The sequence below is a fragment of the Nonomuraea fuscirosea genome, assembly GCF_003001935.1.
Taxonomy (GTDB): Bacteria; Actinomycetota; Actinomycetes; order Streptosporangiales; family Streptosporangiaceae; genus Nonomuraea; species Nonomuraea fuscirosea.
In genome coordinates this window covers 1-25,712 of record NZ_PVNG01000035.1, presented here as the reverse complement: position 1 = coordinate 25,712, position 25,712 = coordinate 1, and the positions used below count along the sequence as shown (strand labels likewise).

At 69.7% G+C, this 25,712-nt stretch carries 27 protein-coding genes, 1 tRNA gene and 1 riboswitch; of the genes, 16 read left to right on the top strand and 12 right to left on the bottom strand.

Features of this window, described 5'->3' with window-relative positions; genetic code table 11:
- The first annotated feature begins 54 nt into the window (after positions 1-54).
- The 3 genes from B0I32_RS51410 to B0I32_RS51400 are packed head-to-tail and all read left to right on the top strand — an operon-like array spanning position 55 to position 3,329.
- On the top strand, positions 55-1,044 hold the full coding sequence (locus B0I32_RS51410) for an ABC transporter ATP-binding protein (RefSeq protein WP_106252309.1): 990 nt from the start codon (positions 55-57) through the stop codon (positions 1,042-1,044).
- Between the two features lie 14 nt (positions 1,045-1,058).
- Positions 1,059-2,282 carry an acyl-CoA dehydrogenase family protein gene (locus B0I32_RS51405; protein WP_106252308.1) on the top strand — a complete coding sequence of 408 codons (1,224 nt, stop codon included), beginning with the start codon at positions 1,059-1,061 and terminating at the stop codon, positions 2,280-2,282.
- Between the two features lie 6 nt (positions 2,283-2,288).
- A complete protein-coding gene (locus B0I32_RS51400) occupies positions 2,289-3,329 on the top strand; it encodes a class I SAM-dependent methyltransferase (RefSeq protein ID WP_106252307.1) in 1,041 nt (346 codons plus the stop codon).
- Between the two features lie 221 nt (positions 3,330-3,550).
- Here the strand turns inward: B0I32_RS51400 and B0I32_RS51395 are convergent, their stop codons facing one another.
- Positions 3,551-5,113, bottom strand: a complete 1,563-nt coding sequence (locus B0I32_RS51395) for an alpha/beta hydrolase (protein ID WP_106252305.1) — start codon at positions 5,111-5,113, stop codon at positions 3,551-3,553.
- A gap of 238 nt (positions 5,114-5,351) precedes the next feature.
- Between B0I32_RS51395 and B0I32_RS51390 the strand changes: the two genes are divergently transcribed.
- Positions 5,352-6,527: a sensor histidine kinase gene (locus B0I32_RS51390; protein ID WP_106252303.1), complete on the top strand. Its 1,176-nt coding sequence runs from the start codon at positions 5,352-5,354 to the stop codon at positions 6,525-6,527.
- A gap of 166 nt (positions 6,528-6,693) precedes the next feature.
- Complete coding sequence (locus tag B0I32_RS51385; protein WP_106252302.1) at positions 6,694-7,368, top strand: response regulator; 675 nt, start codon at positions 6,694-6,696, stop codon at positions 7,366-7,368.
- Between the two features lie 88 nt (positions 7,369-7,456).
- Here the strand turns inward: B0I32_RS51385 and B0I32_RS51380 are convergent, their stop codons facing one another.
- The 5 genes from B0I32_RS51380 to B0I32_RS51360 form a co-directional block, all read right to left on the bottom strand.
- The gene (locus tag B0I32_RS51380) at positions 7,457-8,062 is read right to left on the bottom strand and encodes a DUF6879 family protein (protein ID WP_342751850.1); all 606 of its coding nucleotides are present in this window, start codon (positions 8,060-8,062) and stop codon (positions 7,457-7,459) included.
- A gap of 610 nt (positions 8,063-8,672) precedes the next feature.
- A complete protein-coding gene (locus B0I32_RS51375; RefSeq protein WP_181308720.1) occupies positions 8,673-9,473 on the bottom strand; it encodes a polyphosphate polymerase domain-containing protein in 801 nt (266 codons plus the stop codon).
- 613 nt (positions 9,474-10,086) lie between these two features.
- Positions 10,087-10,626, bottom strand: coding sequence for a DUF4956 domain-containing protein (locus B0I32_RS51370; RefSeq protein ID WP_106252403.1), 540 nt, complete (start codon positions 10,624-10,626; stop codon positions 10,087-10,089).
- Positions 10,627-10,777: 151 nt separating this feature from the next.
- Positions 10,778-11,440, bottom strand: coding sequence for a response regulator transcription factor (locus tag B0I32_RS51365; RefSeq protein WP_106252297.1), 663 nt, complete (start codon positions 11,438-11,440; stop codon positions 10,778-10,780).
- Positions 11,437-12,822 carry a sensor histidine kinase gene (locus tag B0I32_RS51360; RefSeq protein ID WP_219912443.1) on the bottom strand — a complete coding sequence of 462 codons (1,386 nt, stop codon included), beginning with the start codon at positions 12,820-12,822 and terminating at the stop codon, positions 11,437-11,439. The genes B0I32_RS51365 and B0I32_RS51360 overlap by 4 nt, the downstream gene beginning before the upstream one ends.
- 151 nt (positions 12,823-12,973) lie before the next feature.
- Between B0I32_RS51360 and B0I32_RS51355 the strand changes: the two genes are divergently transcribed.
- The 7 genes from B0I32_RS51355 to B0I32_RS51325 all read left to right on the top strand — a co-directional run bounded on the left by B0I32_RS51355 (position 12,974) and on the right by B0I32_RS51325 (position 18,756).
- Complete coding sequence (locus B0I32_RS51355) at positions 12,974-13,330, top strand: hypothetical protein (RefSeq protein ID WP_106252295.1); 357 nt, start codon at positions 12,974-12,976, stop codon at positions 13,328-13,330.
- Between the two features lie 84 nt (positions 13,331-13,414).
- The gene (locus B0I32_RS51350; RefSeq protein WP_106252293.1) at positions 13,415-14,197 is read left to right on the top strand and encodes an SDR family oxidoreductase; all 783 of its coding nucleotides are present in this window, start codon (positions 13,415-13,417) and stop codon (positions 14,195-14,197) included.
- 85 nt (positions 14,198-14,282) lie between these two features.
- A complete protein-coding gene (locus tag B0I32_RS51345) occupies positions 14,283-14,951 on the top strand; it encodes an ABC transporter permease (RefSeq protein ID WP_106252292.1) in 669 nt (222 codons plus the stop codon).
- Positions 14,944-16,119 carry an ABC transporter ATP-binding protein gene (locus tag B0I32_RS51340; RefSeq protein WP_106252290.1) on the top strand — a complete coding sequence of 392 codons (1,176 nt, stop codon included), beginning with the start codon at positions 14,944-14,946 and terminating at the stop codon, positions 16,117-16,119. Before B0I32_RS51345 ends, B0I32_RS51340 begins: the two co-directional genes overlap by 8 nt.
- Positions 16,116-16,892: an ABC transporter permease gene (locus B0I32_RS51335; protein ID WP_245956665.1), complete on the top strand. Its 777-nt coding sequence runs from the start codon at positions 16,116-16,118 to the stop codon at positions 16,890-16,892. The genes B0I32_RS51340 and B0I32_RS51335 overlap by 4 nt, the downstream gene beginning before the upstream one ends.
- Complete coding sequence (locus B0I32_RS51330; protein ID WP_106252288.1) at positions 16,889-17,857, top strand: glycine betaine ABC transporter substrate-binding protein; 969 nt, start codon at positions 16,889-16,891, stop codon at positions 17,855-17,857. Before B0I32_RS51335 ends, B0I32_RS51330 begins: the two co-directional genes overlap by 4 nt.
- Before the next feature lie 47 nt (positions 17,858-17,904).
- The gene (locus B0I32_RS51325) at positions 17,905-18,756 is read left to right on the top strand and encodes an SDR family oxidoreductase (protein WP_106252286.1); all 852 of its coding nucleotides are present in this window, start codon (positions 17,905-17,907) and stop codon (positions 18,754-18,756) included.
- Here B0I32_RS51325 and B0I32_RS51320 read toward each other — a convergent pair.
- Both B0I32_RS51320 and thiC read right to left on the bottom strand, forming a co-directional pair.
- On the bottom strand, positions 18,753-19,097 hold the full coding sequence (locus tag B0I32_RS51320) for a hypothetical protein (protein ID WP_146178626.1): 345 nt from the start codon (positions 19,095-19,097) through the stop codon (positions 18,753-18,755). The genes B0I32_RS51325 and B0I32_RS51320 overlap by 4 nt on opposite strands.
- 147 nt (positions 19,098-19,244) lie before the next feature.
- Positions 19,245-20,789 (bottom strand): phosphomethylpyrimidine synthase ThiC, encoded by a 1,545-nt coding sequence (thiC, locus tag B0I32_RS51315; RefSeq protein ID WP_106252282.1) that lies wholly within the window; start codon positions 20,787-20,789, stop codon positions 19,245-19,247.
- A riboswitch (TPP riboswitch) is annotated at positions 20,782-20,894 on the bottom strand. It overlaps the preceding gene by 8 nt.
- A gap of 89 nt (positions 20,895-20,983) precedes the next feature.
- Here thiC and B0I32_RS51310 point away from each other — a divergent pair.
- The 3 genes from B0I32_RS51310 to B0I32_RS51300 all read left to right on the top strand — a co-directional run bounded on the left by B0I32_RS51310 (position 20,984) and on the right by B0I32_RS51300 (position 23,308).
- Positions 20,984-21,334, top strand: a complete 351-nt coding sequence (locus B0I32_RS51310) for a hypothetical protein (RefSeq protein ID WP_106252280.1) — start codon at positions 20,984-20,986, stop codon at positions 21,332-21,334.
- A gap of 12 nt (positions 21,335-21,346) precedes the next feature.
- On the top strand, positions 21,347-22,180 hold the full coding sequence (locus B0I32_RS51305; RefSeq protein WP_245956664.1) for a universal stress protein: 834 nt from the start codon (positions 21,347-21,349) through the stop codon (positions 22,178-22,180).
- 108 nt (positions 22,181-22,288) lie between these two features.
- Positions 22,289-23,308 (top strand): cellulose binding domain-containing protein, encoded by a 1,020-nt coding sequence (locus B0I32_RS51300; RefSeq protein ID WP_106252279.1) that lies wholly within the window; start codon positions 22,289-22,291, stop codon positions 23,306-23,308.
- Between the two features lie 7 nt (positions 23,309-23,315).
- On the opposite strand, the gene B0I32_RS51295 is transcribed toward B0I32_RS51300, so the two are convergent.
- The 4 genes from B0I32_RS51295 to B0I32_RS51280 all read right to left on the bottom strand — a co-directional run bounded on the left by B0I32_RS51295 (position 23,316) and on the right by B0I32_RS51280 (position 25,427).
- Entirely contained in the window at positions 23,316-23,810 is a 495-nt protein-coding gene (locus tag B0I32_RS51295) for a YbaK/prolyl-tRNA synthetase associated domain-containing protein (RefSeq protein WP_245956663.1), read from the bottom strand.
- Positions 23,800-24,099 carry an ArsR/SmtB family transcription factor gene (locus B0I32_RS51290; RefSeq protein WP_181308722.1) on the bottom strand — a complete coding sequence of 100 codons (300 nt, stop codon included), beginning with the start codon at positions 24,097-24,099 and terminating at the stop codon, positions 23,800-23,802. Before B0I32_RS51290 ends, B0I32_RS51295 begins: the two co-directional genes overlap by 11 nt.
- Before the next feature lie 69 nt (positions 24,100-24,168).
- On the bottom strand, positions 24,169-24,837 hold the full coding sequence (locus B0I32_RS51285) for an AIM24 family protein (RefSeq protein WP_181308716.1): 669 nt from the start codon (positions 24,835-24,837) through the stop codon (positions 24,169-24,171).
- Between the two features lie 194 nt (positions 24,838-25,031).
- A complete protein-coding gene (locus tag B0I32_RS51280; RefSeq protein WP_106252276.1) occupies positions 25,032-25,427 on the bottom strand; it encodes a response regulator transcription factor in 396 nt (131 codons plus the stop codon).
- A 114-nt stretch (positions 25,428-25,541) separates the two neighbouring features.
- Between B0I32_RS51280 and B0I32_RS51275 the strand changes: the two genes are divergently transcribed.
- Positions 25,542-25,613: transfer RNA gene (locus tag B0I32_RS51275), tRNA-Arg, on the top strand.
- The last annotated feature ends 99 nt before the right edge of the window (positions 25,614-25,712 follow it).

Sequence of the window (25,712 nt, the reverse complement as noted above, 5' to 3'; positions counted from 1 at the left end):
CGACGGCCGTGGCCGGCGGCGGAAGCGCTCACCTTACGGAAGGAGCTGACGGCGGTGGCCGGTAGCGGTAGCGCTCACCTGCGCCCTCGTGACGAGGTGCTGCTGCGGGTGGAGGATCTGGTCGTGGAGTTCCCCGCCGGCCGCGGCCGTACCGTCAGGGCGGTCTCGGGGGTGAGCTTCGACCTGGCGCGCGGCGAGACGCTGGGTATCGTCGGCGAGTCGGGCTGCGGCAAGTCCAGCGCGGCGCGGGCTCTCGTGCAGCTCCCGCCGCCCCGCTCGGGCTCCGTCCGGCTGGACGGTCTCGAACTGACCGAGCTGCGCGGCGAAGCCCTGCGCAGGACCCGCCGCCGCCTGCAGATGATCTTCCAGGACCCGATCTCCTCGCTCAACCCCCGCCGCCGCGTCCGCGAGATCGTCGGCGAGGGCCCGCGCGTGTGGGACCTGCCGGGCGACCGGGTGGACGAGGTGCTGGAGGCGGTCGGGCTGGATCCGGCGACGGCGGCGGTACGGCGGCCGCACGAGTTCTCCGGCGGGCAGTGCCAGCGCATCTCGATCGCCAGGGCGCTGATCCTCGATCCCGAGGTGGTGATCTGCGACGAGCCGGTGTCGGCGCTGGACGTCTCGGTGCAGGCCCAGATCCTCGGCCTGCTGGAGGACCTCAAGGACCGCTACCGGCTCACGCTCGTCTTCATCGCCCACGACCTGGCCGTGGTGAAGAACGTCAGTGACCGGATCATGGTGATGTACCTGGGCAAGGTGTGCGAGCTGGCGCCGAGCGCCGATCTGATCAGCCGGCCGGCGCATCCGTACACGCGGGCCCTGATCGCCTCCATCCCCGGCGGCGGCCTGGACCTCCCGCCCGCGGACCAGCTCATCAGTGGCGAGCCGCCGTCGCCGGTCAGCCCGCCGACGGGGTGCCGCTTCCGTACCCGCTGCCCGCGGGCGGCGGCGCGGTGCGCCGAGGAGGAGCCCAGGATCCGGCGGATCGGCGCGGACCACTGGCTCGCCTGCCACTACCCGGAGACACCACCTGCCCCCGCTTGATACAAGGAGTGAGCATGGCCATCGATTTCACCCTCTCCCCCGAGCACGAGGAGATCCGCAAGCGGGTCCGCGCCTTCATCCAGGGCACGGTCGTTCCCGCGATGGCGGAGGTGGGGGAGGGCGAGCGCGACGCGTACCTCCGCGCGATCTTCCACCTGCGCTCCCTCGCCAAGGCCGAGGGGCTCTGGCTGCCGCACATGCCGAAGGAGTGGGGCGGCATGGGCCTGGGGCACGTGGAGCTGGCCATGGTGCAGTCGGAGGCGGCCAAGACCCGGATCGGCCCGTGGGTGCTGAACTGTCAGGCGCCGGACGAGGGCAACATGCACACCCTGCTGCACTGGGCGGACGACGAGCAGAAGGAGAAGTACCTGCGTCCGCTGCTCGACGGCGTCCAGATGTCCTGCTTCGCCATGACCGAGCCCGAGGTGGCCGGCTCCGACCCCACGCTGATCCGTACGGAGGCGGTCCAGGACGGCGACGAGTGGGTGATCAACGGCCACAAATGGTTCATCTCCAACGCCCGCCGGGCCAGCTTCGCCATCCTCATCGCCAGGACGGAGCAGGACGTGCCGGAGGGGTCGCGCGGGGCCAACACCGCGTTCCTCGTCGACCTGCCCAATCCGGGCTGGAACGACGTGCGCGAGGTCGAGACCATGCACGGCTCCACCGGCCACAGCGAGATCGTCATCACCGACCTGCGCCTGCCCGGCACCGCCATCCTCGGCGGTCGCGGCAACGGGCACCGCCTGGGCCAGTACCGGCTCGGCCCGGCCCGCCTGGCCCATTGCATGCGCTGGATCTCGCAGGCGGAGACGGCCCTGGACATGATGGTCGACCGCGCGCTCAAGCGGTACAGCCACGGCTCGCTGCTGGCGGAGAAGCAGGGCATCCAGTGGCTGATCGCCGACTCGGCCATGGAGCTCTACCAGTGCAAGCTCATGGTCCTGCACGCCGCCTCCAAGATCGACAAGGGCGAGGACTTCCGTACGGAGGTGTCGATGGCCAAACACTTCGTGGCGAACAGCCTCAACCGCATCATCGACCGCGCGATCCAGGTGCACGGGGCCCTCGGCTACTCGACCGACACTCCGCTGGCCTCCATGTTCCAGCACGCCCGCTGGGCCCGCTTCGCCGACGGGGCCGACGAGATCCACCAGATGCGCATCGCGGAACGCACGATCGCCGCCTACCAGGCGACCGGCTCCACCAGCGCCGCCACCGGCGACCTCCCCCTCTGACCTGGGATGGGTCTTTTCTCCGGCACCGCCCCCTACTACGCCCGTTTCCGTCCCGGCTATCCGCAGGCATTCTTCTCCGACGTGGTCACCCGGTTCGCCCTGAACGGCACCGGCCGCTCCCTCGACCTCGGCTGCGGCACCGGCCAGCTGACCATCCCCCTGGCCGAGCACGTCGAGCAGGCGGTCGGCCTGGACCCCGACCCCGGCATGCTCGCCCAGGCGGCCCAGCAGGCTCGCGCGGCCGGAGCGCGCAACCTCACCTGGATCCAAGGGGACGCCGCCGATCTGGCGGGCGAGCTCGGGCGCTTCCGGCTGGTGACCATGGGACGGTCGTTCCACTGGACGGATCGTGAGCGGGTGCTGCGGGGGCTGACGGGGGTGGTGGAGGACGAGGGCGGGCTGGTGATCGCCAACGACGGCTGCATGGCGCTGGCGGCGGCTCCCTGGCAGGCGGTCATCGAAGACGTACAACACCGCTACCTGCCCCCCTCCTCGTACCCCCTCCAGAGCCCGAACCCGAGCTCCAGCTCCCGCCCCAGCACCGGCCTGAGCCCGAGCCCGGGTCCGAGCTCCAGCCCCATCCCCCGCCTCAGTCCCGGCCCCGGCCCCGGCCCCGGCTCCGGCTCCGGCTCCGGCCTCCGAACGCGCGACGAACTGCGGAGCAACGGTGGACGACGCCGTGCGACCGAGCCACAGAGCCCCCGCGCTCCGCGAACCTCAGCCGAGCCACAGACCGCCAGCGCGCCGCGAACCTCGGCCGGACGGCAGGACGTCGCAGGTCAGCAGCCTGAATCGCACGAGGAGTTGCTGGCCCGGTCCGCGTTCCGGGACGTCACCCCGGTGGTCCACGAGTTCGAGCGGATCTGGACCGTGGACCGGATCATCGGTTACCTGTACTCGACCTCGCTGCCCCTGCGCCGGCTGCTCGGCGACTGCCGCCCCGCCTTCGAACGCGACCTCACCACCGCGCTGCTGACGGCCGTCCCGACCGGCCGCTTCACCGAACCGGTCACCTTGAAGGTCCTCATAGCCCGCCGACCCCCCTGAGCCGACCAACCCGCGGAATTCCTGATCCGACCGACCCTCGAAACCCGCGGATCCGACCAACCCTCGAAGCTGCTGACCCGGCCGACGCGCGGAAGCACCGAGCCCCGAAGCCACCCGCCTTTCCAGAAAGCGGCACTCCCGGATCCCCGCTGCGGACACGGCTCAGCCCCCGGGCCGAGAACCGGGGGCTGGACGCTGGGGGCTGGGTCGTGAGGTGACGGTCAGGACTTGAGACCGGCGCAGGAGAGGTCCTTGGCCGGCAGGGTCCCCTTGGTCAGGAACGCGACGGTGGCCTGGTCGGCGCAGACCGAGCCGGTGCCGTAGGCGAAGTGCCCGCCGTGCTGGACACCGACGAAGCCGGCCCGGTCACCCAGCGCCTTACGCATCCCTCGGCCCGCCGCCCACGGCGTGGCGTTGTCGCGGCGGTTCTGCAGGATCAGCACGTTACGCGGACCGTGCGAGGTCACCTTGACCAGCGGCTCGATCGGCTTCTTCGACCAGAACGCGCACGGCAGGATGTTGTTCGGCATGCCGCCGCTCAACGGGTACTTCGCGCGGGCGGCCGCGGTGGCGGCGGCGTAGGAGTCCACGTCGCGCGACCAGGTGGTGTCCCCGCAGATCATGGCCAGAGCCATGGTGACCTGGTTGTCGGCCGGCACGCCCTTCGCGGGCGGGGTGTCGGCGAAGATCTGCCGGAGCACGGCGACGTCCGCGTCCGTCGGGGCCTTGCCGGCGGACAGACTGCCCACCGCCTTCCAGAACTGGGTGAGCGGAGCGAGCGTCTCGTTGTGCTGCAGCATCTGGTACGTGACAGCGCGCAGCAACCCGCCGTTGACCGTCACCGACGCGCCCGGCACCGTGGCCGGCTTCCGGTCCAGGCGGTCGGCCAGCGCGAGGAAGGAGTCGGTGACCTCCTCGACGGTGTCGCCCAGCCCGAGGGCGGCGTCGTTCGCCGCGGCGACGCGGGCGGCGTCGGGGAACCGGTCGTTCATGCCCTGGTTCCAGGTGTTCAGCATCTTCGCCCACACCTTGTCCGGGTCGACGTTGCCCTCCAGCACCATCCGGTCGGTGTTGCGGGGGAACAGCGAGGTGTAGACCGCGCCGAGGTAGGTGCCGAAGGACTGGCCCCAGTAGGAGATCTTCCGCACGCCGAGCGCCCGGCGGATGCGATCCATGTCACGAGCCGTGTTCGCACTGGTGAAGTACTGGAGCTTGGCCCCGACCTTGGCGCACTGCGCGGCGACGGCACGCGCGGTGGCGACGTTCTCCTTGATCGAGCCGCCGGCGCCGGGATAGGGGAACACGGTGAGCAGGCCGGCGGTGCCGGGCAGACCGCAACTCATCGGCGTGCTGTGGCCGACACCGCGCGGGTCGAACCCGATCAGATCGTACGAGTCCCGCACCTTCTTCGGCAGTGTGAGCGCCATCTGACCGGGCATGTCCAGCCCCTGCAACCCCGGGCCTCCCGGGTTGAACAGCAGGTTGCCGCGCTTCTTACCCGGCTTGGCGGTGGCGATCCTGGAGACCGCAACGGTGATGCTCTCCCCACCGGGGCGGCGATAGTCGAGAGGCACCTTGACGGTGCCGCAGGTCTGCCGGGGATCCCGCTTGGCGCCCGGCGCAAGCTCCGGACACTCACCCCACTTGATCGACTTCTGCACGTCACCGGCACTCACCTCGACCTCGGCGCTCGCCGGCTGCCCGCCGATGACCGCCCCTGCCGCCGCGACCGCGGCCAGGCTGCCGGCGATGACGATGCGTACCCGAATGCTGTTGCTCTCCATGATGCTGCCCTTCCGAAGCCCTGTAGTGCCGCGATCCCGATTCCCGTGACGGTGCGATCCGGCTTCCCGTGGTGTCGTGATCCGGATTCGCGGCCGACCGTGCTTGCCGGCCGCTGGTAAGGAAAAAGTAGGAGTCGAGGGCCCTGTCCCGAATCACCGCGCTGCGGACATTCCGTGTGGCTCACATGAGGGACAAACGCGGCAACATCGGCGATCGGAGATCGCTAGGCTCTGAGCCATGCCGGGGACCTTGGCCGGCGACCTCTTCCGCAGGTTGCTGAACGTCTGGCGCGTCTACGACGCCACGGTGTGGGATCGCTGGCTGGCCGCCGGCTTCACCGGGCTGGCGTTCGTACCGGCGCTGACGATCATGAGCGTCCAGTTCGGCGACCTGCCGGAACGTCCCGCCGACGCGTTCACGCTCGTGCTGATCCTGGCCCAGACGCTGCCGCTCGCCGTACGCACCCGGTGGCCCGCCGCGTGCCTGGCGATCAACGGCGCCGCCTTCGTGGTCCACGAGACGCTCGCCTACCCGATGCAGTTCGGCACCGTGACGATCTACGTCGCGCTGTACTCGGCGGGCGCGCACCAGGAGCGGTTCCGCCGCGCCATCACCGTCGTGTCGTCGGCCGCGTACGTCGTCCTGTGCGTCGCCATGCTCCTGCTCGGCTCACCGGGGACGCTGAGCGAGTTTCTGGTGTTCTACCTGCTGTTCGCCGCGTGCTGGATGGGCGGCGCCTTCGTCCGCGGGCAACGACTCCAGGAGGCCGAGCGCCGCCGGCTCGCCGCCGTGGCCGCGACCACCGCCGAGCGGGCGCGCATCGCGCGCGAGCTGCACGACGTGGTGACCCACCACGTCACCGGCATCGTCGTGCAGGCCGACGCCACCCAGTTCGTGGCCACGTCGCCGGACCGGGTGGTCACGGCACTGTCCACGATCGGCGGCTCCGGCCGCCGCGCCCTGGCCGAACTGCGCCACCTGCTGGACGTACTCGAGGCGACCGGAGAGTCGGCGTCCCCTGTCATGGGCAGCGTACGAGACCTGGTCGAACAGACCCGCAGCGGCGGCCAGCCGGTCGAACTGGTGGAGGACGGCGCCCAGCCCCCACTCCCGGTCGGCGTGAGCCTGGCCGTGTACCGCGTGGTCCAGGAGGGCCTGACGAACGCCGTCAAATACGCCGAAGGCAGCCCGACCACGGTGCGGGTCGGCTACCGGAACGACCACGTGGAGGTCGAGGTGACGAACGCCGCCGCCGCGGTATCGGTCGGCGCGAGAAGCGGCCTGTCCGGCGGCCGCGGCCTGCCCGGCCTCCGCAGCCGCATAGACGCCCTGGGCGGCGAGCTGACCGCAAGCGACCAACCCGACGGCGGTTTCCAACTCCGCGCGTCAATCCCCCTAAGCGACACCGAATGACCAGGACGCCCGCACCCGTCGCCGAATCACCACTGAGCCCGCAGTCGGTGTCGAATGACCATGATCCTGGTAAGCGTCGCCGAATGACCACGACGTCCACAGCCGGTGCCGGAAGACCAGCCCGCAGGCGGTGCCGAATGACCCCGACCCCCACAGGCGGTGCCGAATGACCATCCGCGTCATGATCTGCGAGGACCAGGAGATCGTCCGCACCGGCTACCAGACGGCGTTCGACGCACAGCCGGACATGACGGTGATCGGCGTGGCCGCCGACGGCCCGGCCGCGGTCGAGGCGGTCACCGCCCTGAAGCCCGACGTGGTGGTCATGGACATCCACATGCCCCTGATGGACGGCATCGAGGTGACGAGACGCATCGCCGGCCCCGGCATCATCGCACCGCCGAAGGTGCTGGTCGTGACCACGTTCAACGTCGACCAGTACGTCTACGACGCCCTGCGCGCCGGCGCCAGCGGCTTCCTGCTCAAGGACGCTCCCCTCCTGGAGCTGGTGAACGGCGTTCGCACCGTCGCCCGTGGCGAGTCACTGCTCTCCCCCACCGTGACCCGCACCCTCATCGGCCGCTTCGCCGACCGCCTCCGCCCCTCGACCCCTGCCGCCACCGAGGACCCCTTGGCCGTCCTGGCCCCCCGCGAACGCGAGGTGCTACGCCTGATCGCCCGCGGCCTGTCCAACGCCGAGATAGCCGCAGAACTGGTCATCAGCTTCGAGACCGTCCGCACGTACGTCTCCCGCATCCTCACCAAACTCGACCTACGCGACCGCGTCCAAGCCGTGGTCTTCGCCTACCGCACCGGCTTCGCCGACAACACAGAAACCTGACCAGGCGGACTTTCCTGCGACGCCGAGCCACTCATCGATCCCCACACGGCGAAGAGTGCACCCAACGCCATCCCAGCAGGCCGTCCCCTCAAACACTCATCTCCGGGGCGGGCAGCGGCACGATCTCACGCTCGTAGTAGGCCCGAAACTCCTCCCCCGCCGCGAACATCTTGTCCAGTTCCCCCCGGCAGGCCGCGATCACTTCCCGATCGTCGATCCGCCGCGCCCCGCTGTGCCGGCCCGACGCGTCGTACGTCACCTCGTACATGGCCACCGTCCCCAGCACGACCAACTCCGGCAGCCGGCGGCCGACCTCCTGCTCGGCCACCTCACCGGCGTCGAGCACCCGCACCTGCTCAGCAGCCGCCTCTCTCAGCGCGAGTACGTGCATCTCCCACTGCACGTACGGCGTGACGGGCTGCTCGACGATCCTGATCCGCCGCCGGGAGAACCGCTCGACCCGGCCCTCCCCCTCCCCCGCCACACCGCTCCGCCCATCGACCAGCTTCATCGACCGTTCCCAGTCGCCCTCCAGCATCGCGACCCAACTGGGCTCGTTCGGCTCCCGAAAGCTCTGCACCCGTTCAAGCTTCCAAAAAACGCCATCAATCTTCCGAAAATTAGGCCAGAAATCATCAAGATACTCATCCGCACCCAGCAGAACTCCCGGTATCTCATGAATCCGCTCAAGCATCAGAAATTTCCCCCCGAAACCAGCACGTCCACAATTCACCCCACCACGCCCATAATCATCGACCAGGACGCAGCAACAGCAACCCATCATCCCTGGTCATTCCCTACCTATCACCATGCCATCCCACTTACCGACTTTCCCCGGCTCAGCCCGGCGCGCCCCACTGTCCCCACCATCAAGCAACCCCAACAAGGCACCAGAAACCACCCCACAAAACCTGACAACTCAAGCCAAAATCCCCCAACCAGCCAATCCACCCGTCCCCGCAAGGAGATCAAGCAATCCAGCCCCCCTTCTTGGTGCTACGGCGGGCAGGGATAGGAGTCGTCCGACGGGCCACCCAGCGGAGACCAGGGCGGCAGACAAAAGCGTGACGACCGGCATCTCAGTACAGACACGGCCATCGGCACCAGACGGGGACGTACCAGTCACGGAGAGCGGAGAACACGACGCTGGGCACCGCAGTCGGCGAAGACGGCCGACCGGAGTGCAACAGGCCGGCGAGCCCGCACTCAGCCGGCAACGGACGGCCGCCATACGACACCACAGCGGACCCTGCCCTCGACCCGGAACGGACGATCAGCGAACAACACGACGGCGAATCCAGCCCTCAACCGACAACGAGCGGTTGGCGGGGAGCGGGGCGGTGGGGTAGGTAGCGGTGCAGGACAGGGTGCCAGCGGTTGGCGGGTAGGTCGCGGAGTGCGGCGACCGCCAGGCAGTATTTGCTCACGTTGACCGGACGCACCCCCAACCGGCGCAGCAGCGTGTCGACCATCGCCTTCCCGTCCGCCGACTTCGACTCCAGCAGGACCAGGTCGCCCCGAGCCGGAGTGCTGCGCGACCCGTCTCGGCACAGCAGGCTGGTGTCGCAGGTGAGGCGGGCCCCGCCGGACCGGTCGATGAGCGTCACCCGTCTGTAGTCGGTGGCCAGCACCGGCTCCAGCGTCTCGGGCATGATGAGGCGCATCTCGCTGAGGAGCGTGTCGCGGACGAAGTCGAGTGCCTCCTCCGTGAGCGTGCCGCTCGGCGTCCCGTCGTAGGGGATGCGGTGTTTGTCGGTGCTGCCTCGTGCGCCGCTGAGCTTGAGCTCCAGCCATCGGCCGCCCCCGTCGAGGTAGGTCCGGGTGCGGAGCTTGAACCTGCGTCGCCGGCCCTGGCGGTGCTGGCGGTAGGTGAGCAGGTCGGGGGTGTCGAAGTAGGTGGAGGTGTAGCGGAACTGCCGCCGCCCGGCGATCCGCAGCACACAGAGCCGATCCCCCGCTTCGGCCGCGAGCCGGGCCATGGTCGAGGCCGTCACGAGGTATTTGCGATCGACCCGGCTCATCAGCTCCGGCACCTCCTCCAGCCCGATCGGCGGCATACCGGCCGCGACCCCCGCCAGCAACGCATCGGCATACGACTCACCCATCACCGCACCCCCATCCGCACACGGCTCACACATCACCGCACCCCCGTGCACATACGCGCCTCACTCATCCCCGTGTCCCGGCTCGCGCCCTCGGTCCAGACGCCCGGCCCACCATCACCGCACCCCCGTCCGCACACCCGGCTTACTCATCAGGCACTCGACGTCTCAGGCACTCGACGTCGGGTCCGACGCCACTGTCAACGGCCTCACCCCGTATCCGACCCCACTCACACACGGCTCCCCCATCAGGCACGCGCCGTCGCGTCCAACCCCACCCCGCCATAAATGACCCAACCCCCGGCGTCCGATCCCCATGCACGCCCACAGCTCGCCCATCGGGCCCTCCCGTCGCGGCCCGGACTCCGCCATCAAGGCCGTCAAGGCCATCAACGAACCCCGTATCCCTGCACCCGACCCCCACCTTCGACGAACCCTCACCCAAGCTTCCGGCGCCCGTCCCATAAGCGGGGTCTCACCTCGACTCCAGCCCCCGTCCCCAGCAGCGGATCCTCACCTCCGGCGTCCAGCCCCGCCCCCATCGGCGGTTCCCCACCCCGGCATCCGGCTCCTGCCATCAACGGACCACCACTTGGCCGGCCGACCATCGCTCTCATCAGCGAACCCTTACCTTGGCGTTCGCGGCGGCGTAGCGGACGTCCACCACGGTCACGTCGCGGACGTAGTCGATCTGGGTGACCACGCAGTGGAGCACCCGGCCCCGCAACCGGCTCTCCAAGTCGAGCCGGAGGGCGTCCGGGTCGGTGTGCACCACGTCGAGGGTCACCACCTGGTGGCGGGTTCGGCCGAGGAGGCCGGGGTGGTCGGCGAGGTACATCACGCCCAGGAGCACACCGTTGAGCAGTAGTGCGGTCAGGGGCCAGGCGGCGGCGATGCCGTTGACCAGGCCGAGGACGATCGCGACGAAGTAGTAGGCGATCTCCTGCTGGGTGATCTCGCTCGATCGGAGCCGGATGATGGACAGCACGCCGAACAGGCCGAAGCCGACGGCGATGTCGACCCGCTGCACCAGCAGCAGCGACACGACGGCGAAGATGCCCACGTTGAGCGCCAGGTAGGCGAACAGCAGGTCACGCCGGTGGTGGCGCCGGTAGTAGAGACCGTAGGCGAGCGCGATGATCGCCACGAGGTCCATCGCGAGTCCGGTCAGCAAGGCCGCTCCTTCGGTAGTGCTCCCGGCCGGACACCTGCCGAGGGGTGGTGCCCTGGACAAGCTGCCGGCCGAGAGGGTGGTGCTCTCGGTGAAGAGCTTGGCGGGGCGGGGTGAGGCGGCGGTGAGGTGATGATTAGGAGACTCTCATTCGATAGCCGGTGCCGCGCACGGTCTCGATGCGGTCCGCGCCGATCTTGCGTCGCAGGTAACGCACGTAGACGTCGACCACGTTGGAGCCGGGGTCGAAGTCGAAGCCCCACACGTGGCTGAGCAGCTGCTCGCGGGTCAGCACCTGGTCGGGGTGGCGGCAGAAGATCTCCGCCAGCGCGAACTCCCTGGTGGACAGGTCCACGGCGCGCTCCCCGACGTAGACCCGCCTGGTCCGCAGGTCGAGGGACAGGTCCGCGACGCGCAGCACGGTCACCTCGGGCGTACGGTCGGCCCGCAGCCGCAGCCGTACCCTGGCCAGGAGCTCCTCGAAGGCGAAGGGCTTGGCGATGTAGTCGTCGGCGCCGCCCTCCAGGCCCGCCACCGTGTCGCTCACGCTGTCGCGCGCGGTCAGGATGATCACCGGGATGTTCACCATCGCGCCCCGCAGCCGCCGCAGCACCGTGAACCCGTCGCTCAGCGGCAGCCCGATGTCGAGGATGAGCAGATCGAACCCGCCCGCGCCGGCCAGGTCGTAGGCCGCCACCCCGTCGCCGACCACGGCCGTGACGAAGCCGTTGGCGCGCAGCCCCTTCTCCACGAAGGAGGCGATTCTGGCCTCGTCCTCGGCGATCAGGATCCGGTTCAATGCAGCCTCCACAACTCCCACATGGGAAGGGACATGACGAAGCAGGCGCCGCCGCCGGGAGCGTCCGTCACCGCGACGTTGCCTCCGTGCGCCTGGGCGATGGATCTGACGATGGCCAGGCCCAGGCCGGCCCCGTCGGGAGCGCCGTCGGGGACGCCGGTCCTGCTCGCGCCGCGGACGAACCGGCCGAAGATCCGTTCGCGCTCGGCGGGGGCGACGCCGGGGCCGCTGTCGCGTACCCACAGCTCGACCCGGCCGTCGCGGACGGCGGAGCCGACGGCGATCAGGTCGTCGTCGCCGGTGTGGCGCACGGCGTTGGCCACGAGTTGCATGAGCGCCTGCGTGAGCCGATGCCGGTCGGCGGGCAGACGGGCCTCGGCCACCTCGTCCACCCGCCAGCGGCGCGCGCCGAGCGCGCGGGCCTTGGCGACCACGCTGACCGTGAGATCGGCCAGCTCGACGTTGTCGAGCGTGAGGAAGCCCGGCTGCTCGGCCTTGGCCAGGATGAGCAGGTCGTCGACGATGCGGTTCATCCGGTCGAGCTCGTCGGTGACGAGCGCGAGGGTTTCGGCGCGTTCGTCGGGGTCGTCGCCCATGAGCTCCAGGTGGCCGCGAATGACGGTGATCGGGGTGCGCAGCTCGTGGCCGGCGTCGTCCATGAAGTGCCGCTGCACGACGAAGGCCTGTTCGAGCCGGTCGATCATGTGGTTGAACGTCCCCGCGAGCGCCGCCACGTCGTCGTCGCCGGGCACGTCGAGCCGGCGGGTGAGGTCGGTGGAGTCGCTGATCTGCTCCGCCGTCATCCGCACGAGCCGGACGGGCGCCAGCACCCGCCCCGCCACGAACCATCCGGCCGCCCCCGCCAGCCCCATCGCGGCCAGCGCGGACAGCCCGAGCACGCGTACGGCGTCGACGATCTCGGCGCGGTGCAGGTCGTAGAAGATCGCCACCACGAGATGCCCCCGGCGGGGATCGCCGGCCACGGTGACCGGGACGACGGCGTACTGGACCGTTCCCTGCGTGGTCTCCAGCTCGGCGCGGGCGACCCTGGTCGCGGTGGCCATCCGGGCGACCAGCGCATCGTCGCCGTCGATGGGGACGGGCGGCGCGATGAAGCTGGCCTTGCTGGCCTTGCCGTCGATGATGGTGAAGAAGGTCTCCCACCGGTCGGGGGCGTTGAGCCGGAGATAGCCGGTGAGCAGGTCGTCGACGTCGCTCACCCGCGCTCCGGACCCGGGGGCGAGCGCGCTGCCGGCGTAGATGCGCAGTTTGGCGACCTCGTTGCGCAGCTCGGCCGCGATCCGGTCGTCGAGCCGGGCGAGCAGGATCGTCCAGGTCGCGAAGATCGCCACCGACAGGGCGAGGCCGACGACAGTGAGCATCCAGCCCACGATCCGGGCCCGGGCGCTCACCCGCATGCGCCCGCCCCATCAGTCATCGCCGTCATCGTCGTCACCACCACCGTCGTCATCGTCGCCGCCCCCGGGTCTGGGCGCGGGCGGCTCGACCGGCTCGGCTCTCGATCTGCGCACCGTGGACCGCCCGGTCCTGCCCGCATCGTCCGAAGCCGTCGCCGAAGCCGTGGCCCTGGCGCCGCCCGAAGGCCGCGCGCTCCTTCCGTCCGCCGGAGCCGAGGACGAGGGCGAGGGCGAGGGCGAGGGCGACGGTGACGACGTCCCCGTACGCCGGCCCGACGAGGGAGACACCGACGGAGAGGGGGAGACCACGACCGGCCCGCCCAGGTCCGGCCCCACCTCGGCGGCCCGCACCAGCTGTATGGACATGAGCCCCGCCGCCGCCACCCCGAGACCGAGCAGGATCAACGCTCCCCGATGTTTCATGAGCATGACCCTGTCGTCCTTCGAGGAGACCACGCTGAGGCACAGATGAGAAACCTCTCATCTGAAAGCGCTCCACCGCAGTAGAATCATGTTCTAATCGCGCAGCAGCCGGCCCCGGCACGGAGGAGCGATCATGCTGGTACGGGACAAGGTCGTCGTCGTCACAGGAGCAGCAAGCGGCATCGGCCGCAGCCTGGCCCTCAGGTTCGCCGAGGAGGGCGCGGCCGGCGTGGTCGTCGCCGACCTGGACGAGGCGGGCGCCGCCGCGGTGGCCAAGGAGATCGGCGACAGAGCCGTCCCCGTACGCGCGGACGTCTCCAGAGAGTCCGACGTGGCCGCCCTGGTCGACACCCCGTTCGGCCCGGTGGACCTGTTCTGCTCCAACGCCGGCATCATCGACGGCCGCGGCCTGGACGCCACCGACCAGGACTGGAACAGCCTCTTCTCGGTCAACCTCATGTCCCACGTGTACGCCGCCCGCGCCGCCGTCCCCTCCATGGTCGCCCGCGGCGGCGGCTACCTGCTCAACACCTGCTCGGCCGCGGGTCTGCTCGGCTGCCCCGGCGACGCCCCGTACGCGGTCACAAAGGCGGCGGCGATCGCGTTCGCCGAGTGGGTGGCCGTTCACTACGCGACCCAGGGCGTCAAGGTCAGCGTCCTGTGCCCCCAGGGCGTGCGTACGGCGATGCTGGAGCACGGCATCGAGACCGATCACCCGACCGCGAAGGCGGTGCACGCCGCGGGAGCCATCCTCGATCCGGCCGACGTGGCCACGGCGGTCATCGACGGCCTGGCCGCCGAGCGCTTCCACATCTTCCCGCACCCCGAGGTCGCCGACATGGCCCGCCGCAAGGCCGAGGACCCGGACCGCTGGCTGGCCACCATGGCCCACTTCACCGCCGATCTGACCCGGTGAGGCCGTACCGGCACGACCTCACCGAACGTGACAGAAGTGACGTCTGTGGCGTTTGAGGTTGACAAGCCGGGTTAAGTTCTAAGGGATGAGCCTGTGGGAATACGTCGAGGATCGATGGGACCTCATCCTCTTCGAAACGGTCCAGCACGCCAGCATGGTGGCCCAATGCGTCCTGATAGCGGCCATTCTGGGCGTGCTCATCGGCGTGGCGGCCTACCGCCGTCCCAGACCGTCGGCGCTCGCCACGACCATCGCGGGCGTGCTGTTCACGATCCCGTCGCTGGCCCTGCTGGGCCTGCTGATCCCGCCGCTCGGCCTGGGCGTGGCGCCGAGCGTGACGGCGATCGTCGTGTACGCGCTGCTGCCCATCATCCGCAACACCATCGTCGGCCTGCAGGGCGTCGACCCCCTGCTGGTGGACGCGGCCCGCGGCATCGGCATGAGCCGCCGCCGGCTGCTGACCAGGATCGAGCTGCCGCTGGCCTGGCCGGTGATCCTCACCGGCATCAGAGTCTCCACACAGCTGGCCATGGGCATCGGCGCTGTCGCCGCCTACGTCTCGGGCCCGGGGCTGGGTGAGCAGATCTTCTCGGGCCTGGCCCGGCTGGGCGGCGCGAACGCGGTCAACTCCGCGCTGACGGGGACGATCGGGGTGGCGATCCTGGCGCTGCTCTTCGACGCCGCGTTCGTGCTGCTCGGCCGGTTCACCACCCCCGGCGAACGCCGGGCCGCGATGGGAGGCGCTCGTGGCTGACCAGCCCACCAGCGGCGTGCCGATCGAGCTGCGCAAGGTGACCAAGGCGTTCCCCGGCGGCGGCGAACCGGCCGTGCGCGAGCTCGACCTCGACATCCCGGCCGGCGAGATCGTCGTCCTGCTCGGCCCCTCCGGCTGCGGCAAGACCACGACCATGCGCATGATCAACCGCCTGATCGAGCCCACGTCGGGCGACATCCTCATCGGCGGCCAGAACTCCCGCGGCATCGACCCCGACCGGCTGCGCCGCCACATCGGCTACGTGATCCAGCAGGCCGGGCTGTTCCCCCACATGACCGTGGCGGCCAACATCGCGCAGGTGCCCAAGATGCTCGGCTGGGACAAGCAGCGCATCGCCGAGCGCGTGGACGAACTGCTCGAACTGGTCGGCCTGGAGCCCGGCACCTACCGCGACACCTACCCGCGCCGCCTGTCCGGCGGCCAGCAGCAGCGCGTCGGCGTGGCCAGGGCGCTGGCCGCCGACCCGCCCGTGCTGCTCATGGACGAGCCGTTCGGCGCCCTCGACCCCATCAGCCGCGAACGTCTCCAGGACGAGCTGCTCCGCCTCCAGGACGACCTGGCCAAGACGATCGTCTTCGTCACCCACGACGTGGACGAGGCGCTCAAGATCGGCGACCACATCGCGGTCATGCAGCGGCCGGGCCACATCGTGCAGTACGCCAGACCCGCCGAGATCCTCACCAACCCGGCGAACGACTACGTCGAGCAGTTCCTCGGCGCCGGCTCCTCCATGCGGCTGCTGCGCCTGACCAAGGTGGGCGACATCGAGCTCGACCAGGTCCTCTACGCCTCCGAGGACGCCGACGCGCAGGAGCTGCGGGCCGACATCGAACGCGACGGACGCGGCTACGCGCTGATCACCGACGGCATGCGCCGCCCGCTCCGATGGATCGGCCGGGACCATCTCGAAGGACGCGAGGGCCCGGTCGGCGCCACCGGCGACGCGATCACGGGCACCATCAGCCACCGCATGACCTTGCAGGACGCCCTGGAAGAGCTGCTCAACGCCGACACCGACAACGTCCCCGTGGTGGGCCGGCGGCAGGCGTACGCGGGCTCGCTCTCGCTGGCGACGGTGCAGAACGCGATCGCCGCGATCAAGGCCCGCGAGCGGGAGCGGCGGCTGCGCAGGGTCGAGGCGCAGTGACGGTCGACAGCGCCGCCGCCAGGGAGGCCACGACTCCAGAGCCGGAGATCGGCCGGTCGTGGCACGTCTTCCTGCCCCTGCTGGGCTACCTGGCCGTGGGCGTCGCGATGGTCGTCTACACGCAGCTGGCGCCGCTCGACAGCATCGAACGCGGCTCGCTCAACCTGCCGTTCCTGCTCCGCCGCACGTGGGAGCACATCCAGCTCGTCTTCTTCTCCACCGTGCTGGTGCTCCTGGTGGCGCTGCCGCTGGGCGTGCTGCTCACCCGGCGCGGCCTGCGCCGGGCGACGCCGTACGTGCTGGCCCTGGTCAACGTGGGGCAGGCGACCCCGGCGGTGGGGCTCGTGGTGCTGCTGGCGGTGGTGTTCCAGATCGGCTTCTGGACGGCGGTGGCGGCGTTGTTCGCCTACAGCCTGCTGCCGACGCTGCGCAACACGATGGTCGGCCTCGACCAGGTCGATCCGCGGCTGACCGACGCGGGGCGGGGCATCGGCATGTCGGCGGCGGGGGTGCTGTTCAAGGTGGAGCTGCCGATGGCGGCTCCGGTCATCCTGTCGGGCGTACGGACCACGCTGGTGCTGAACGTGGGCACGGCGGGCATCGCGGCGTTCATCGGCTCCGGCGGGCTCGGTGACCTGATCACCACGGGCGTGAGCACGCAGCGCAACCTGATCCTCGTCACCGGATGTGTGCTGATCGCCGTGCTGGCGCTCATCATCGACTGGCTGGGCGGTCTCGCCCAGCGCTACCTGGCGCCGAAGGGCCTATCATGAGGGCTCGCGCCGTCGTGATGGCCCTGCTGGTCGTGATCGTCGCGGTCACGGCGTGCGGGCTGCGCCCCGCGTCGTCGTTCGTGCCGCCGATCGAGCCGGGCAGCATCCGCCCGATCCCCTCGCTCGAAGGCGTCAAGGTGCGGGTGACGTCCAAGGAGTTCACCGAGCAGCTCGTGCTCGGCAAGATCGCCGTGGTCGCGCTCACCGCCGCCGGTGCGGACGTGACCGACCAGACGAACGTGCAGGGCAGCGTCAACGCCCGCACCTCGCTGACCCGCGGCGACGCCGACCTGATGTGGGAGTACACCGGCACCGGCTGGATCACCTACCTCGGCCAGACGGAGGCCATCCCCGACGCGGAGAAGCAGTACGAGGCCGTACGCGACCTCGACCTGCGCGAGAACGGCATCGTCTGGCTCCCGCCCGCCCCGCTGAACAACAGCTACTCGATGGGCGCCACCCGCGCCACGGCCGAGAAGTACGGTCTGAAGACGATCTCCGACATGACGAAGATCCCCGTCGCCCAGCGCACCTTCTGCGTCGACCACGAGACCTTCGGCCGCGACGACGGCTTCCTCGGCATGCTCAAGGGCTACGGCCTCGAGTACGGGAAGGACGTCCCCCGCAACAACGTGCGCCGCATGTCGACCGGCGTGCTCTACAACGCGATCGCGGCCGGCCAGTGCGCGCTCGGCATGATCACCACCACGGACGGCCGGATCGACGCGCTCAACCTGGTGCTGCTGGAGGACGACAAGCACTTCTTCCCGCAGTACAACGCGGCCGTGACCATCCGCAGCCAGGTGGCCGAGGCCCATCCGGAGATCGCCCGCATCTTCGCGCCCATCAGCGCCAAGCTCACCGACGACGTGATCAGGAAGCTCAACGCCCAGGTGGACGTGGACGGCGACGTGCCTGTGCTGGTCGCCCGCGACTGGCTGCGGTCGGAGGGTTTCGTCAGATAGCCGTCCGCTGGCGTTAGCCATACCCGATCAAGGGCAGGCCGGAGGGCATGTCGCAGACACCACCACCCCAGAGCCAGCCGTACCCGGGCCGGAGCGGCGAGATGTCGCCGCAGCCGCGTGACGAGATGCGCGACTACGCGGGCCGCGGCCTGCTGGACGGCAAGAAGGCCCTCGTCACTGGCGGTGACTCGGGCATCGGCCGGGCGGTCGCGGTGGCCTTCGCCAAGGAGGGGGCCGACGTCGCGATCGCGTACCTGAGCGAGCACGAGGACGCCGCCCACACCTCCTCGCTGATCGAGGCGGCCGGGCGGCGCTGCGTGCTGCTGCCGGGCGACCTCGGCGACCGCGCCCACTGCGCCTCGGTCGTCGAGCAGGCCGTCTCCGAGCTGGGCGGCCTGGACGTCCTGGTGAACAACGTGGCCTACCAGGAGCCGGTGGACGGCCTGGAGGAGTTGTCGGACGAGCAGTGGGAGCACACGTTCGCGGTCAACATCCACAGCTACTTCCGCGTCACGAAGGCCGCCCTCGCCCACATGGGCAAGGGCGGCGCGATCGTCAACACCTCGTCGATCAACGGCCTGCGCGGCAACAAGACCCTCATCGACTACTCCGCCACCAAGGGGGCGATCAACGCCTTCACCTACGCCATGGCGCAGAACCTGGTCGATCGCGGCATCCGGATCAACGCCGTCGCCCCGGGGCCGGTGTGGACGCCGCTGATCCCGGCCACCTTCCCCGAGGAGAAGGTGGAGTCGTTCGGCGAACAGGTGCCGATGGGGCGAGCCGCCGATCCCGACGAGATCGCCCCCTCGTACGTGTTCTTCGCCTCCAACCGGCTGTCGTCGTACTACACCGGCGAGGTCCTGGCCCCGATCGGCGGCGAGACCCTGCCGGGTTAGACCCGGCCCGAGTCCTTGATGGACACGATCGAGGCGGTCTGGAACCTCTTGTGTCCCTTGCCGTCGCCGCCGACCTTCGCGGTGTAGGTCTTGGTCGTCCAGCTGAGGCTGTACTTGATGGTGAGCTTGTGCCGGGTCTTGCACCGGTTGTGCCAGTAGACGGTCACCGAGGTGTTCCCGTCGCCCCAGGACCAGGCGAAACACCCGGCCACCCCCCGATGGACGTCCGCGGCGGCCGGAGCGGCGCCGAGCCCCGCTCCCAGGCCGGCGGCGACGACGGAGGCCGCGGCGACGACCGCCGCACGGTTGCGCAGACCGGCCATACGAGCACTGAAGGACATGAGAATCCCCTCTTCTGGTGGTCATGGGAACCCCGGCCGCTTGTCGCGCCGGGCACGACTGCCACGTTGCCACCAGAAGAGCGGCCCCTCAGCCGATCTTTGTCCAGGCCTCAGGCCGGCCCGGGTTTTCGGACATTGGACAATTCATCACTCCACGTAGAGGTTGCCGCCGAGCCTCCTGAACTCGGCCGCCTTCTCCTCGAACCCCGCCTGCCTGATGTCATGACTTATCCGCATCGAGCAGAACTTGGGCCCGCACATCGAGCAGAAGTGCGCGGTCTTGGCCGGCGCCGCCGGCAGCGTCTCGTCGTGGAAGGAGCGGGCGGTGTCGGGGTCGAGCGAGAGGTCGAACTGGTCCTCCCAGCGGAACTCGAAGCGCGCGTCGGACAGCGCGTCGTCCCACTCCTGCGCCCGCGGATGCCCCTTGGCCAGGTCGGCGGCATGAGCGGCGATCTTGTACGTGATCACGCCGGTCTTGACGTCGTCCTTGTCGGGCAGGCCGAGGTGCTCCTTGGGGGTGACGTAGCAGAGCATGGCGGTGCCGAACCAGCCGATCATGGCGGCCCCGATGCCCGAGGTGATGTGGTCGTAGCCGGGGGCGACGTCGGTCACCAGCGGGCCCAGGGTGTAGAAGGGCGCGTCGTCGCAGAGCTCGCGCTGCAGGTCGACGTTCTCCTTGATCTTGTGCATGGGCACGTGACCAGGCCCCTCGATCATCACCTGGACGTCGTGCTCGCGCGCGATGCCGGTCAGCTCCCCCAGCGTGCGCAGCTCGGCGAACTGGGCCTCGTCGTTGGCGTCGGCGATCGATCCGGGACGCAACCCGTCGCCGAGCGAGAACGACACGTCGTAGCGGGCCAGGATCTCGCACATCTCGGCGAAGTTCTCGTACAGGAAGCTCTCGCGGTGGTGCGCGAGGCACCAGGCCGCCATGATCGAGCCGCCGCGCGAGACGATCCCCGTCTTGCGTGTGGCGGTGAGCGGCACGTACGACAGCCGCACGCCCGCGTGCACGGTCACGTAGTCGACGCCCTGCTCGCACTGCTCGATCAGCGTGTCGCGGTAGACCTCCCACGACAGCAGCTCCGGCCGGCCCTTGACCTTCTCCAGCGCCTGGTAGATGGGCACGGTGCCGACCGGCACGGGCGAGTTGCGCAGGATCCACTCGCGGGTCTCGTGGATGTCGTCACCGGTCGACAGATCCATGATCGTGTCGGCGCCCCACCGGGTGGCCCAGGTCATCTTCTCGACCTCCTCCTCGATGGAGGAGGTGACGGCGGAGTTGCCGATATTCGCGTTGATCTTGACCAGGAACGCCCGGCCGATGATCATCGGCTCGGACTCGGGATGGTTGACGTTCGCCGGGATGATGGCCCGGCCCGCCGCGACCTCCTGCCGGACGAACTCGGAGCTCACCCCCTCGCGCACGGCCACGAACTCCATCTCCCTGGTCACCAGCCCGCGCCGGGCGCAGCCGACCTGCGTGACCGGCTCGCCCGCCGCGCGCCGCGCCTCGATCCACGACTCGCGCAGGCGCGGCAGCCCACGCCGCAGGTCGGGCTCGAAGGACGGGTCGGTGTAGGGGCCCGAGGTGTCGTACAACGTCACCGCCGAGCCGTCGGAGAGCCGGACCTGCCGCATCGGCACGCGGAGGTCACCGGAGTAGATCTTGGAAAAGCGCGCGCTGCTCATCGCGCAAACTCCCTTCGCCGGCATTACCCGGAGCAGGTTCTGGCGGTCGGCGGCTGTCAGCCGTCCTCTCAGCCCGGTCCACACCGGGCTCCCGCGTTGGACGGCGGTGATCGTACCCACGCCCGCCCCCACCCGAAACCTGGCGCCGAGGTTTGACGATCGCCCTGAGCGGTACGGTCCCCATCAGGGGGAACATGAAGAGATTCGCTGCTGTCGCAGGACTACTCGTCGTGATGGCCGCGTCCGGCGCCACCGCAGCCGCCGGAGACGGCATGGACCAGCACGAAGTCGGCCAGGAACAGTACGACACTCTCATCGCCCAGTGCCGCTACGCCGACACGGGCAAGGCCAAATGCCGGGCCGCGGTCAGGGAGATGTACCGCGTCGGCACCACCGACAGGCGACTCGACTGCCGCACCTACTCCGGCGTGACCGTCTGCGGCACGCTGCGGCTCAGCAAGTCCGAGCGCGCCTGCGTCCGTGACTCCCAAGCGAAGGGGATCTCTTTCCGCCGCGCAGAGGTCGAGTGCTACGCGCTGTCCTGAGGAGCTGAACCAGTGATCATCGTGGGGGTGGACGGCTCACGCGCCGGCCTGGAGGCCGCCGGCTGGGCCGCCGCCGAGGCCACGCTGCGCGGATCGCCGCTGACCGTGGCGCACGCCGTGCCCAAGTGGGTGTGCGAGGAGGACACCGTACGTTACGCCGAGGTCGCCCGGTGGATGCGCGAGGGCGCCGACACCGTGCTCGCGTCGGCCCGCGACCGGGTCCTGCGGGAGTCGCCGCAGGTCCCGGTGGAGGCCGTGCTGCTGCCGGGCGATCCCCGTACCGCGCTGATCAAGGCCTCCGAGGAGGCCGAGCTGCTGGTCGTGGGCAGCAGCGGCATCGGCGGCGTGCGCGGCCTGCTCGTCGGATCCGTCGCGTACGGCGTCGCGGCGCACACGCGGACGAACGTCGTCCTCGTCCACGAACGCCCCTCGCTCACCCGGGGCGAGATCGTCGCCGGCACCGACGGCTCGCCCAGCGCCGGGCGGGCCCTGGAGTTCGCCTTCACCGAGGCCGAGCTGCGCGGGGCCAGGCTGCGTGCCGTCTGGGCGTGGGCCTGGCCGCAGGCCGGCGGCTTCCCACCGGCCGACCGCGGCAGCGAGCAGGACACGCTGCGCCGGCTCAAGGAGTCGCTGACCGAGCACCGGGAGCGGCATCCCGGCGTCGAGGTGGTGGAGGAGGTCGTGCACGGCCATCCGGTCGAGGTGCTCCGCGAGGCGGCCGCCGGCGCCGACCTGCTGGTGGTGGGGTCGCGTGGTCATGGGCAGCTCGCGGGGATGCTGCTCGGCTCGATCAGCCAGGCCCTCCTGCACCACACGCCCTGCCCCGTCGCGGTGGTCCGCGGCTGAAACTTACATTTGTACCCCCAGGTCAGGCCTCTGTCCTGATCGTCACTCTTCCCGGCGCGCCACCCGCGGTCCTACGATCTGCGCGGGCTGACGACGGGAGAGCGGACGATGCGCAGGATCGGCTCCGTGCTGGCCGCGATGGTGGCGCTGGCCGCGGCGGCGTTGTTCGCCACCACGGCCACGGCGAGCGCCGCCCCCATCAGGATCATGCCTCTGGGCGACTCGATCACCGGCTCCCCCGGCTGCTGGCGCGCCCTGCTGTGGAACCGCCTCCAGAGCACCGGCCACACGAACGTGGACTTCGTCGGCACCCTGCCGCCCCAGGGCTGCGGGGTGGCGCACGACGGAGACAACGAGGGGCACGGCGGCTACCTGGCCACCAATGTGGCGAACCAGGGCCTGCTGACCGGCTGGCTCGCCGCCACCCGGCCCGACGTGGTGCTCATGCACTTCGGCACCAACGACGTGTGGAGCAACATCGCCCCCGCGACGATCCTCGACGCGTTCACCACGATGGTGAACCAGATGCGGGCGAGCAACCCGGCCATGAAGATCCTCGTCGCCAAGATCATCCCCATGAACCCCTCCAGCTGCGCCGACTGCGCCCAGCGTGCCGTGACCTTCAACAACGCCATCCCCGGCTGGGCCGCCGCCACGACCACCCCGCAGTCGCCGATCACGGTGGTGGACCAGTGGACGGGCTTCAGCACCGGCGGCGACACGTACGACGGGGTGCATCCGAACGCGGCGGGCGACCAGAAGATGTCCGACAAGTGGTACCCCGCTCTGGTGGAGGCCCTGGGCACCTCTGTCTCGCCGCCGCCCTCTGGAGGGTGCGCGGCCACGTACCAGGGCACCGGCCAGTGGCAGGGCGGCTTCCAGGGCGAGGTCACCGTCAGGAACACCGGCACCGCGCCGGTCAGCGCCTGGACGGTGACGTGGACGTTCGCCGACGGTCAGCGGATCACGCAGCTGTGGGGCGGGACGCTGAGCGCGAACGGGTCCTCGGTGACGGTACGGAACGCGGGGTGGAACGGGCAGCTCGCGCCGGGCGCGTCGACGGCGTTCGGCTTCCTCGCCTCCTGGACCGGCGCCAACACCGCCCCTGTGCCCAGCTGCACAGCCTGACCTCGAACTATGTGGCGGTGATGTTCGCCATCCTCGGGGCCGCCAGCCGCACATAATCATCGGTCGCCAACGCCACGGAACGATCGAGCCGCCCCGCGTTGAAGTACAACTCGGGCTGGTCCAGCAGGGACGGATCGGCGACCAGTTCGAGCCTGGGGTCGTAGCTGAACGGCAACACCGTCCCGCTCACGCTCCCCGCCAGCTCCTCGGCCTTCTCCTTGCCGGCGAAGGACACGTACGTGCCGTCGTGCAGCGCCTTGACGGCCTGCAGATCGAGCCGGGCGTCACCGGGAACGACGGCCAGCACGTGGCGCGTCTGCTTCTTGCCCACCTTGACCATCACGATCAGGCACTTGGCGGCCTGCGCCACATCGTGCCCGCGCAGGGCGCTGACCAGCTCGGTCCGCCCTTCGGGCGCGTGCTCGATCACCCGGTAGCGCGCCCCGCCGGCGTCCATGTCGGCGATCAGGCGCTCGTAGGCGCCGTTCGGCTCACCATTCACCGCTCAACAACTCCTTCGCCGCGGCGATCCGCTCCTCGTCGCGCTGGTAGAACACCCACTGCCTGATCTTGGTGCCGCGAACCAGCCCCGCCTTGGCCAGCACCTTGAGGTGCTCGCCGCAGGTCGGCTGGCTCACGCCCAGCTTCTCGGCGATGAACAGCGAACAGACGCCGTCCCGTACGAGATCGCCGTCGCGCTGCGGCGGGAAGTGACGCACGGGATCGCGCAACCACTCCAGGATCAGCAGCCGCTTGTCGTTGGCCAGCGCCTTGATCAGGTCCACATCCATCACTAAGCCATTATGGCAATTAGCTAATTACCTGTCTACTGAGGATGGCATCGAGAACCCTCAAGTGCTTCATGCGGAGGGAGCCGGGACAGGAGCCCCTTCACTGGCCTGCACCAACACGAACCCCTGCCCCCTGAACGCCAACTGCATGGCCTCCCCACTCCCCCGCCCGATCAAGGCCCCCACCTTCATCGTCCGGTTGATCCCGACCTCCAGCCCGGTGCTCCAGCACACGGCCGACTGCCCGTCGGCGAACGTCGGCATCCGCGCCACATCGAGCAACACCGGCGTCCCGTGCGTCGTCACCGCCACCCACCCGGTCCCGGCAACCGTCGTGTTGAACAGCCCTCCGGCCGCCACGCCGGCCCCCTGAACCCGCTTGATGTCCCACGTGAGCTGCGGCTGGAACGCCAGCAGGTTGCGCCCGTTGACCGTGAGCCCGTCGTTCTCCAGGAAGAACAGATGAATGTCATCGGCGTTGTCCGCCAGATACAGCAGCCCGTCGCCCCGTACCCGCATGAGCGAGGCGCCCTCCCCCGTCATGGCCTTCTTGAACAGCTTCCCGAGCCCGCCCGACCCCTCGTAGTCGAAGTCCATCTGCCCCTGAAAGGCCACCATGGACCCCTGCTTGGCCAGCACCTCGTGCGGAAGCTGAACCCGCAACATCTTGTGGTTCTCCAGGACGAAGCCCGGGGGGAGCTGCTGGGAGTCGAGGTTGTTGAAGATGGAGCTACGCACGTTGGCCGGCCTTTCGGGGAGAGGAGGCGATGCGGCCAGCGTACGAACAATCCACCAAGAACGCGCGCCCTCAACCCCCGCCCGCGCCACCCCACCAGCCCTCAACCCCGGCACGCGCCACCCGACCAGCCCTCAGCCACGGACAGCCGACACCCGACCGCCAAGACCGACTACCAGGGACCAGCAAGCTGGGCTCAGCTACGCCCCTGACCACCCCTCAAGGCCAGATCCCGCACGACCTCGATCAACTCAGCCGGATCGAACGGCTTGGTCAAGTACGCGTCCACCCCGATCCCCAGCCCCCGGGTCCGGTCATCGTCCTGAGCCCTGGCCGTGATGAGCACGACCTTGATGTGACTGGTGGCCTCCTCCGTACGCAACCGATGCGCCGTCGTCCACCCGTCCAGGAACGGCATCATCACATCGAGCGTGATCACATCAGGCATCACGTCGAGCACCCGATCCAGACAATCCTGCCCATCCGTGGCGGTAGACACCTCGAACCCCTCCAGGTTCAGGTTGACCGCGATGAGCTGCCGGATGACCTCATCGTCATCCACGACCAGTACTTTCCCAAGAACCTCGCCCACGGGCGCAAAGCTAACCTGTAGTGGGCCCGTCACGCCGGGTTTCGCCGGAAGTGTTCAAGGACCTTTATCTGGTGCCGAGCAGTGCCGGGATACTGATAGCCTTTCACTCGACGCGCCCCCTTAGCTCAGGGGATAGAGCACCGGCCTCCGGAGCCGGGTGCGTAGGTTCGAATCCTACAGGGGGCACTTGTGTGATGTCGCACGACATCGGAAACCCTCGAACCTACGGGTTCGGGGGTTTCGTCGTGTTGGGGTTTGCCTGAGGTTGGTAGTCGCGGGTGGGGT

What these genes read in the sequence shown, in the direction of transcription:
- B0I32_RS51310 (WP_106252280.1), top strand. Translation starts at nt 20,984, where the DNA reads ATGAAGAGATTCGCTGCTGTCGCAGGACTACTCGTCGTGATGGCCGCG.
- B0I32_RS51405 (WP_106252308.1), top strand. Translation starts at nt 1,059, where the DNA reads ATGGCCATCGATTTCACCCTCTCCCCCGAGCACGAGGAGATCCGCAAG.
- B0I32_RS51330 (WP_106252288.1), top strand. Translation starts at nt 16,889, where the DNA reads ATGAGGGCTCGCGCCGTCGTGATGGCCCTGCTGGTCGTGATCGTCGCG.
- B0I32_RS51350 (WP_106252293.1), top strand. Translation starts at nt 13,415, where the DNA reads ATGCTGGTACGGGACAAGGTCGTCGTCGTCACAGGAGCAGCAAGCGGC.
- B0I32_RS51400 (WP_106252307.1), top strand. Translation starts at nt 2,289, where the DNA reads ATGGGTCTTTTCTCCGGCACCGCCCCCTACTACGCCCGTTTCCGTCCC.
- B0I32_RS51325 (WP_106252286.1), top strand. Translation starts at nt 17,905, where the DNA reads ATGTCGCAGACACCACCACCCCAGAGCCAGCCGTACCCGGGCCGGAGC.
- B0I32_RS51345 (WP_106252292.1), top strand. Translation starts at nt 14,283, where the DNA reads ATGAGCCTGTGGGAATACGTCGAGGATCGATGGGACCTCATCCTCTTC.
- B0I32_RS51375 (WP_181308720.1), bottom strand. Translation starts at nt 9,473, where the DNA reads ATGGGTGAGTCGTATGCCGATGCGTTGCTGGCGGGGGTCGCGGCCGGT.
- B0I32_RS51370 (WP_106252403.1), bottom strand. Translation starts at nt 10,626, where the DNA reads ATGGACCTCGTGGCGATCATCGCGCTCGCCTACGGTCTCTACTACCGG.
- B0I32_RS51395 (WP_106252305.1), bottom strand. Translation starts at nt 5,113, where the DNA reads ATGGAGAGCAACAGCATTCGGGTACGCATCGTCATCGCCGGCAGCCTG.
- thiC (WP_106252282.1), bottom strand. Translation starts at nt 20,789, where the DNA reads ATGAGCAGCGCGCGCTTTTCCAAGATCTACTCCGGTGACCTCCGCGTG.
- B0I32_RS51300 (WP_106252279.1), top strand. Translation starts at nt 22,289, where the DNA reads ATGCGCAGGATCGGCTCCGTGCTGGCCGCGATGGTGGCGCTGGCCGCG.
- B0I32_RS51385 (WP_106252302.1), top strand. Translation starts at nt 6,694, where the DNA reads ATGACCATCCGCGTCATGATCTGCGAGGACCAGGAGATCGTCCGCACC.
- B0I32_RS51390 (WP_106252303.1), top strand. Translation starts at nt 5,352, where the DNA reads ATGCCGGGGACCTTGGCCGGCGACCTCTTCCGCAGGTTGCTGAACGTC.
- B0I32_RS51320 (WP_146178626.1), bottom strand. Translation starts at nt 19,097, where the DNA reads ATGTCCTTCAGTGCTCGTATGGCCGGTCTGCGCAACCGTGCGGCGGTC.
- B0I32_RS51290 (WP_181308722.1), bottom strand. Translation starts at nt 24,099, where the DNA reads ATGGATGTGGACCTGATCAAGGCGCTGGCCAACGACAAGCGGCTGCTG.
- B0I32_RS51380 (WP_342751850.1), bottom strand. Translation starts at nt 8,062, where the DNA reads ATGCTTGAGCGGATTCATGAGATACCGGGAGTTCTGCTGGGTGCGGAT.
- B0I32_RS51360 (WP_219912443.1), bottom strand. Translation starts at nt 12,822, where the DNA reads ATGCTCACTGTCGTCGGCCTCGCCCTGTCGGTGGCGATCTTCGCGACC.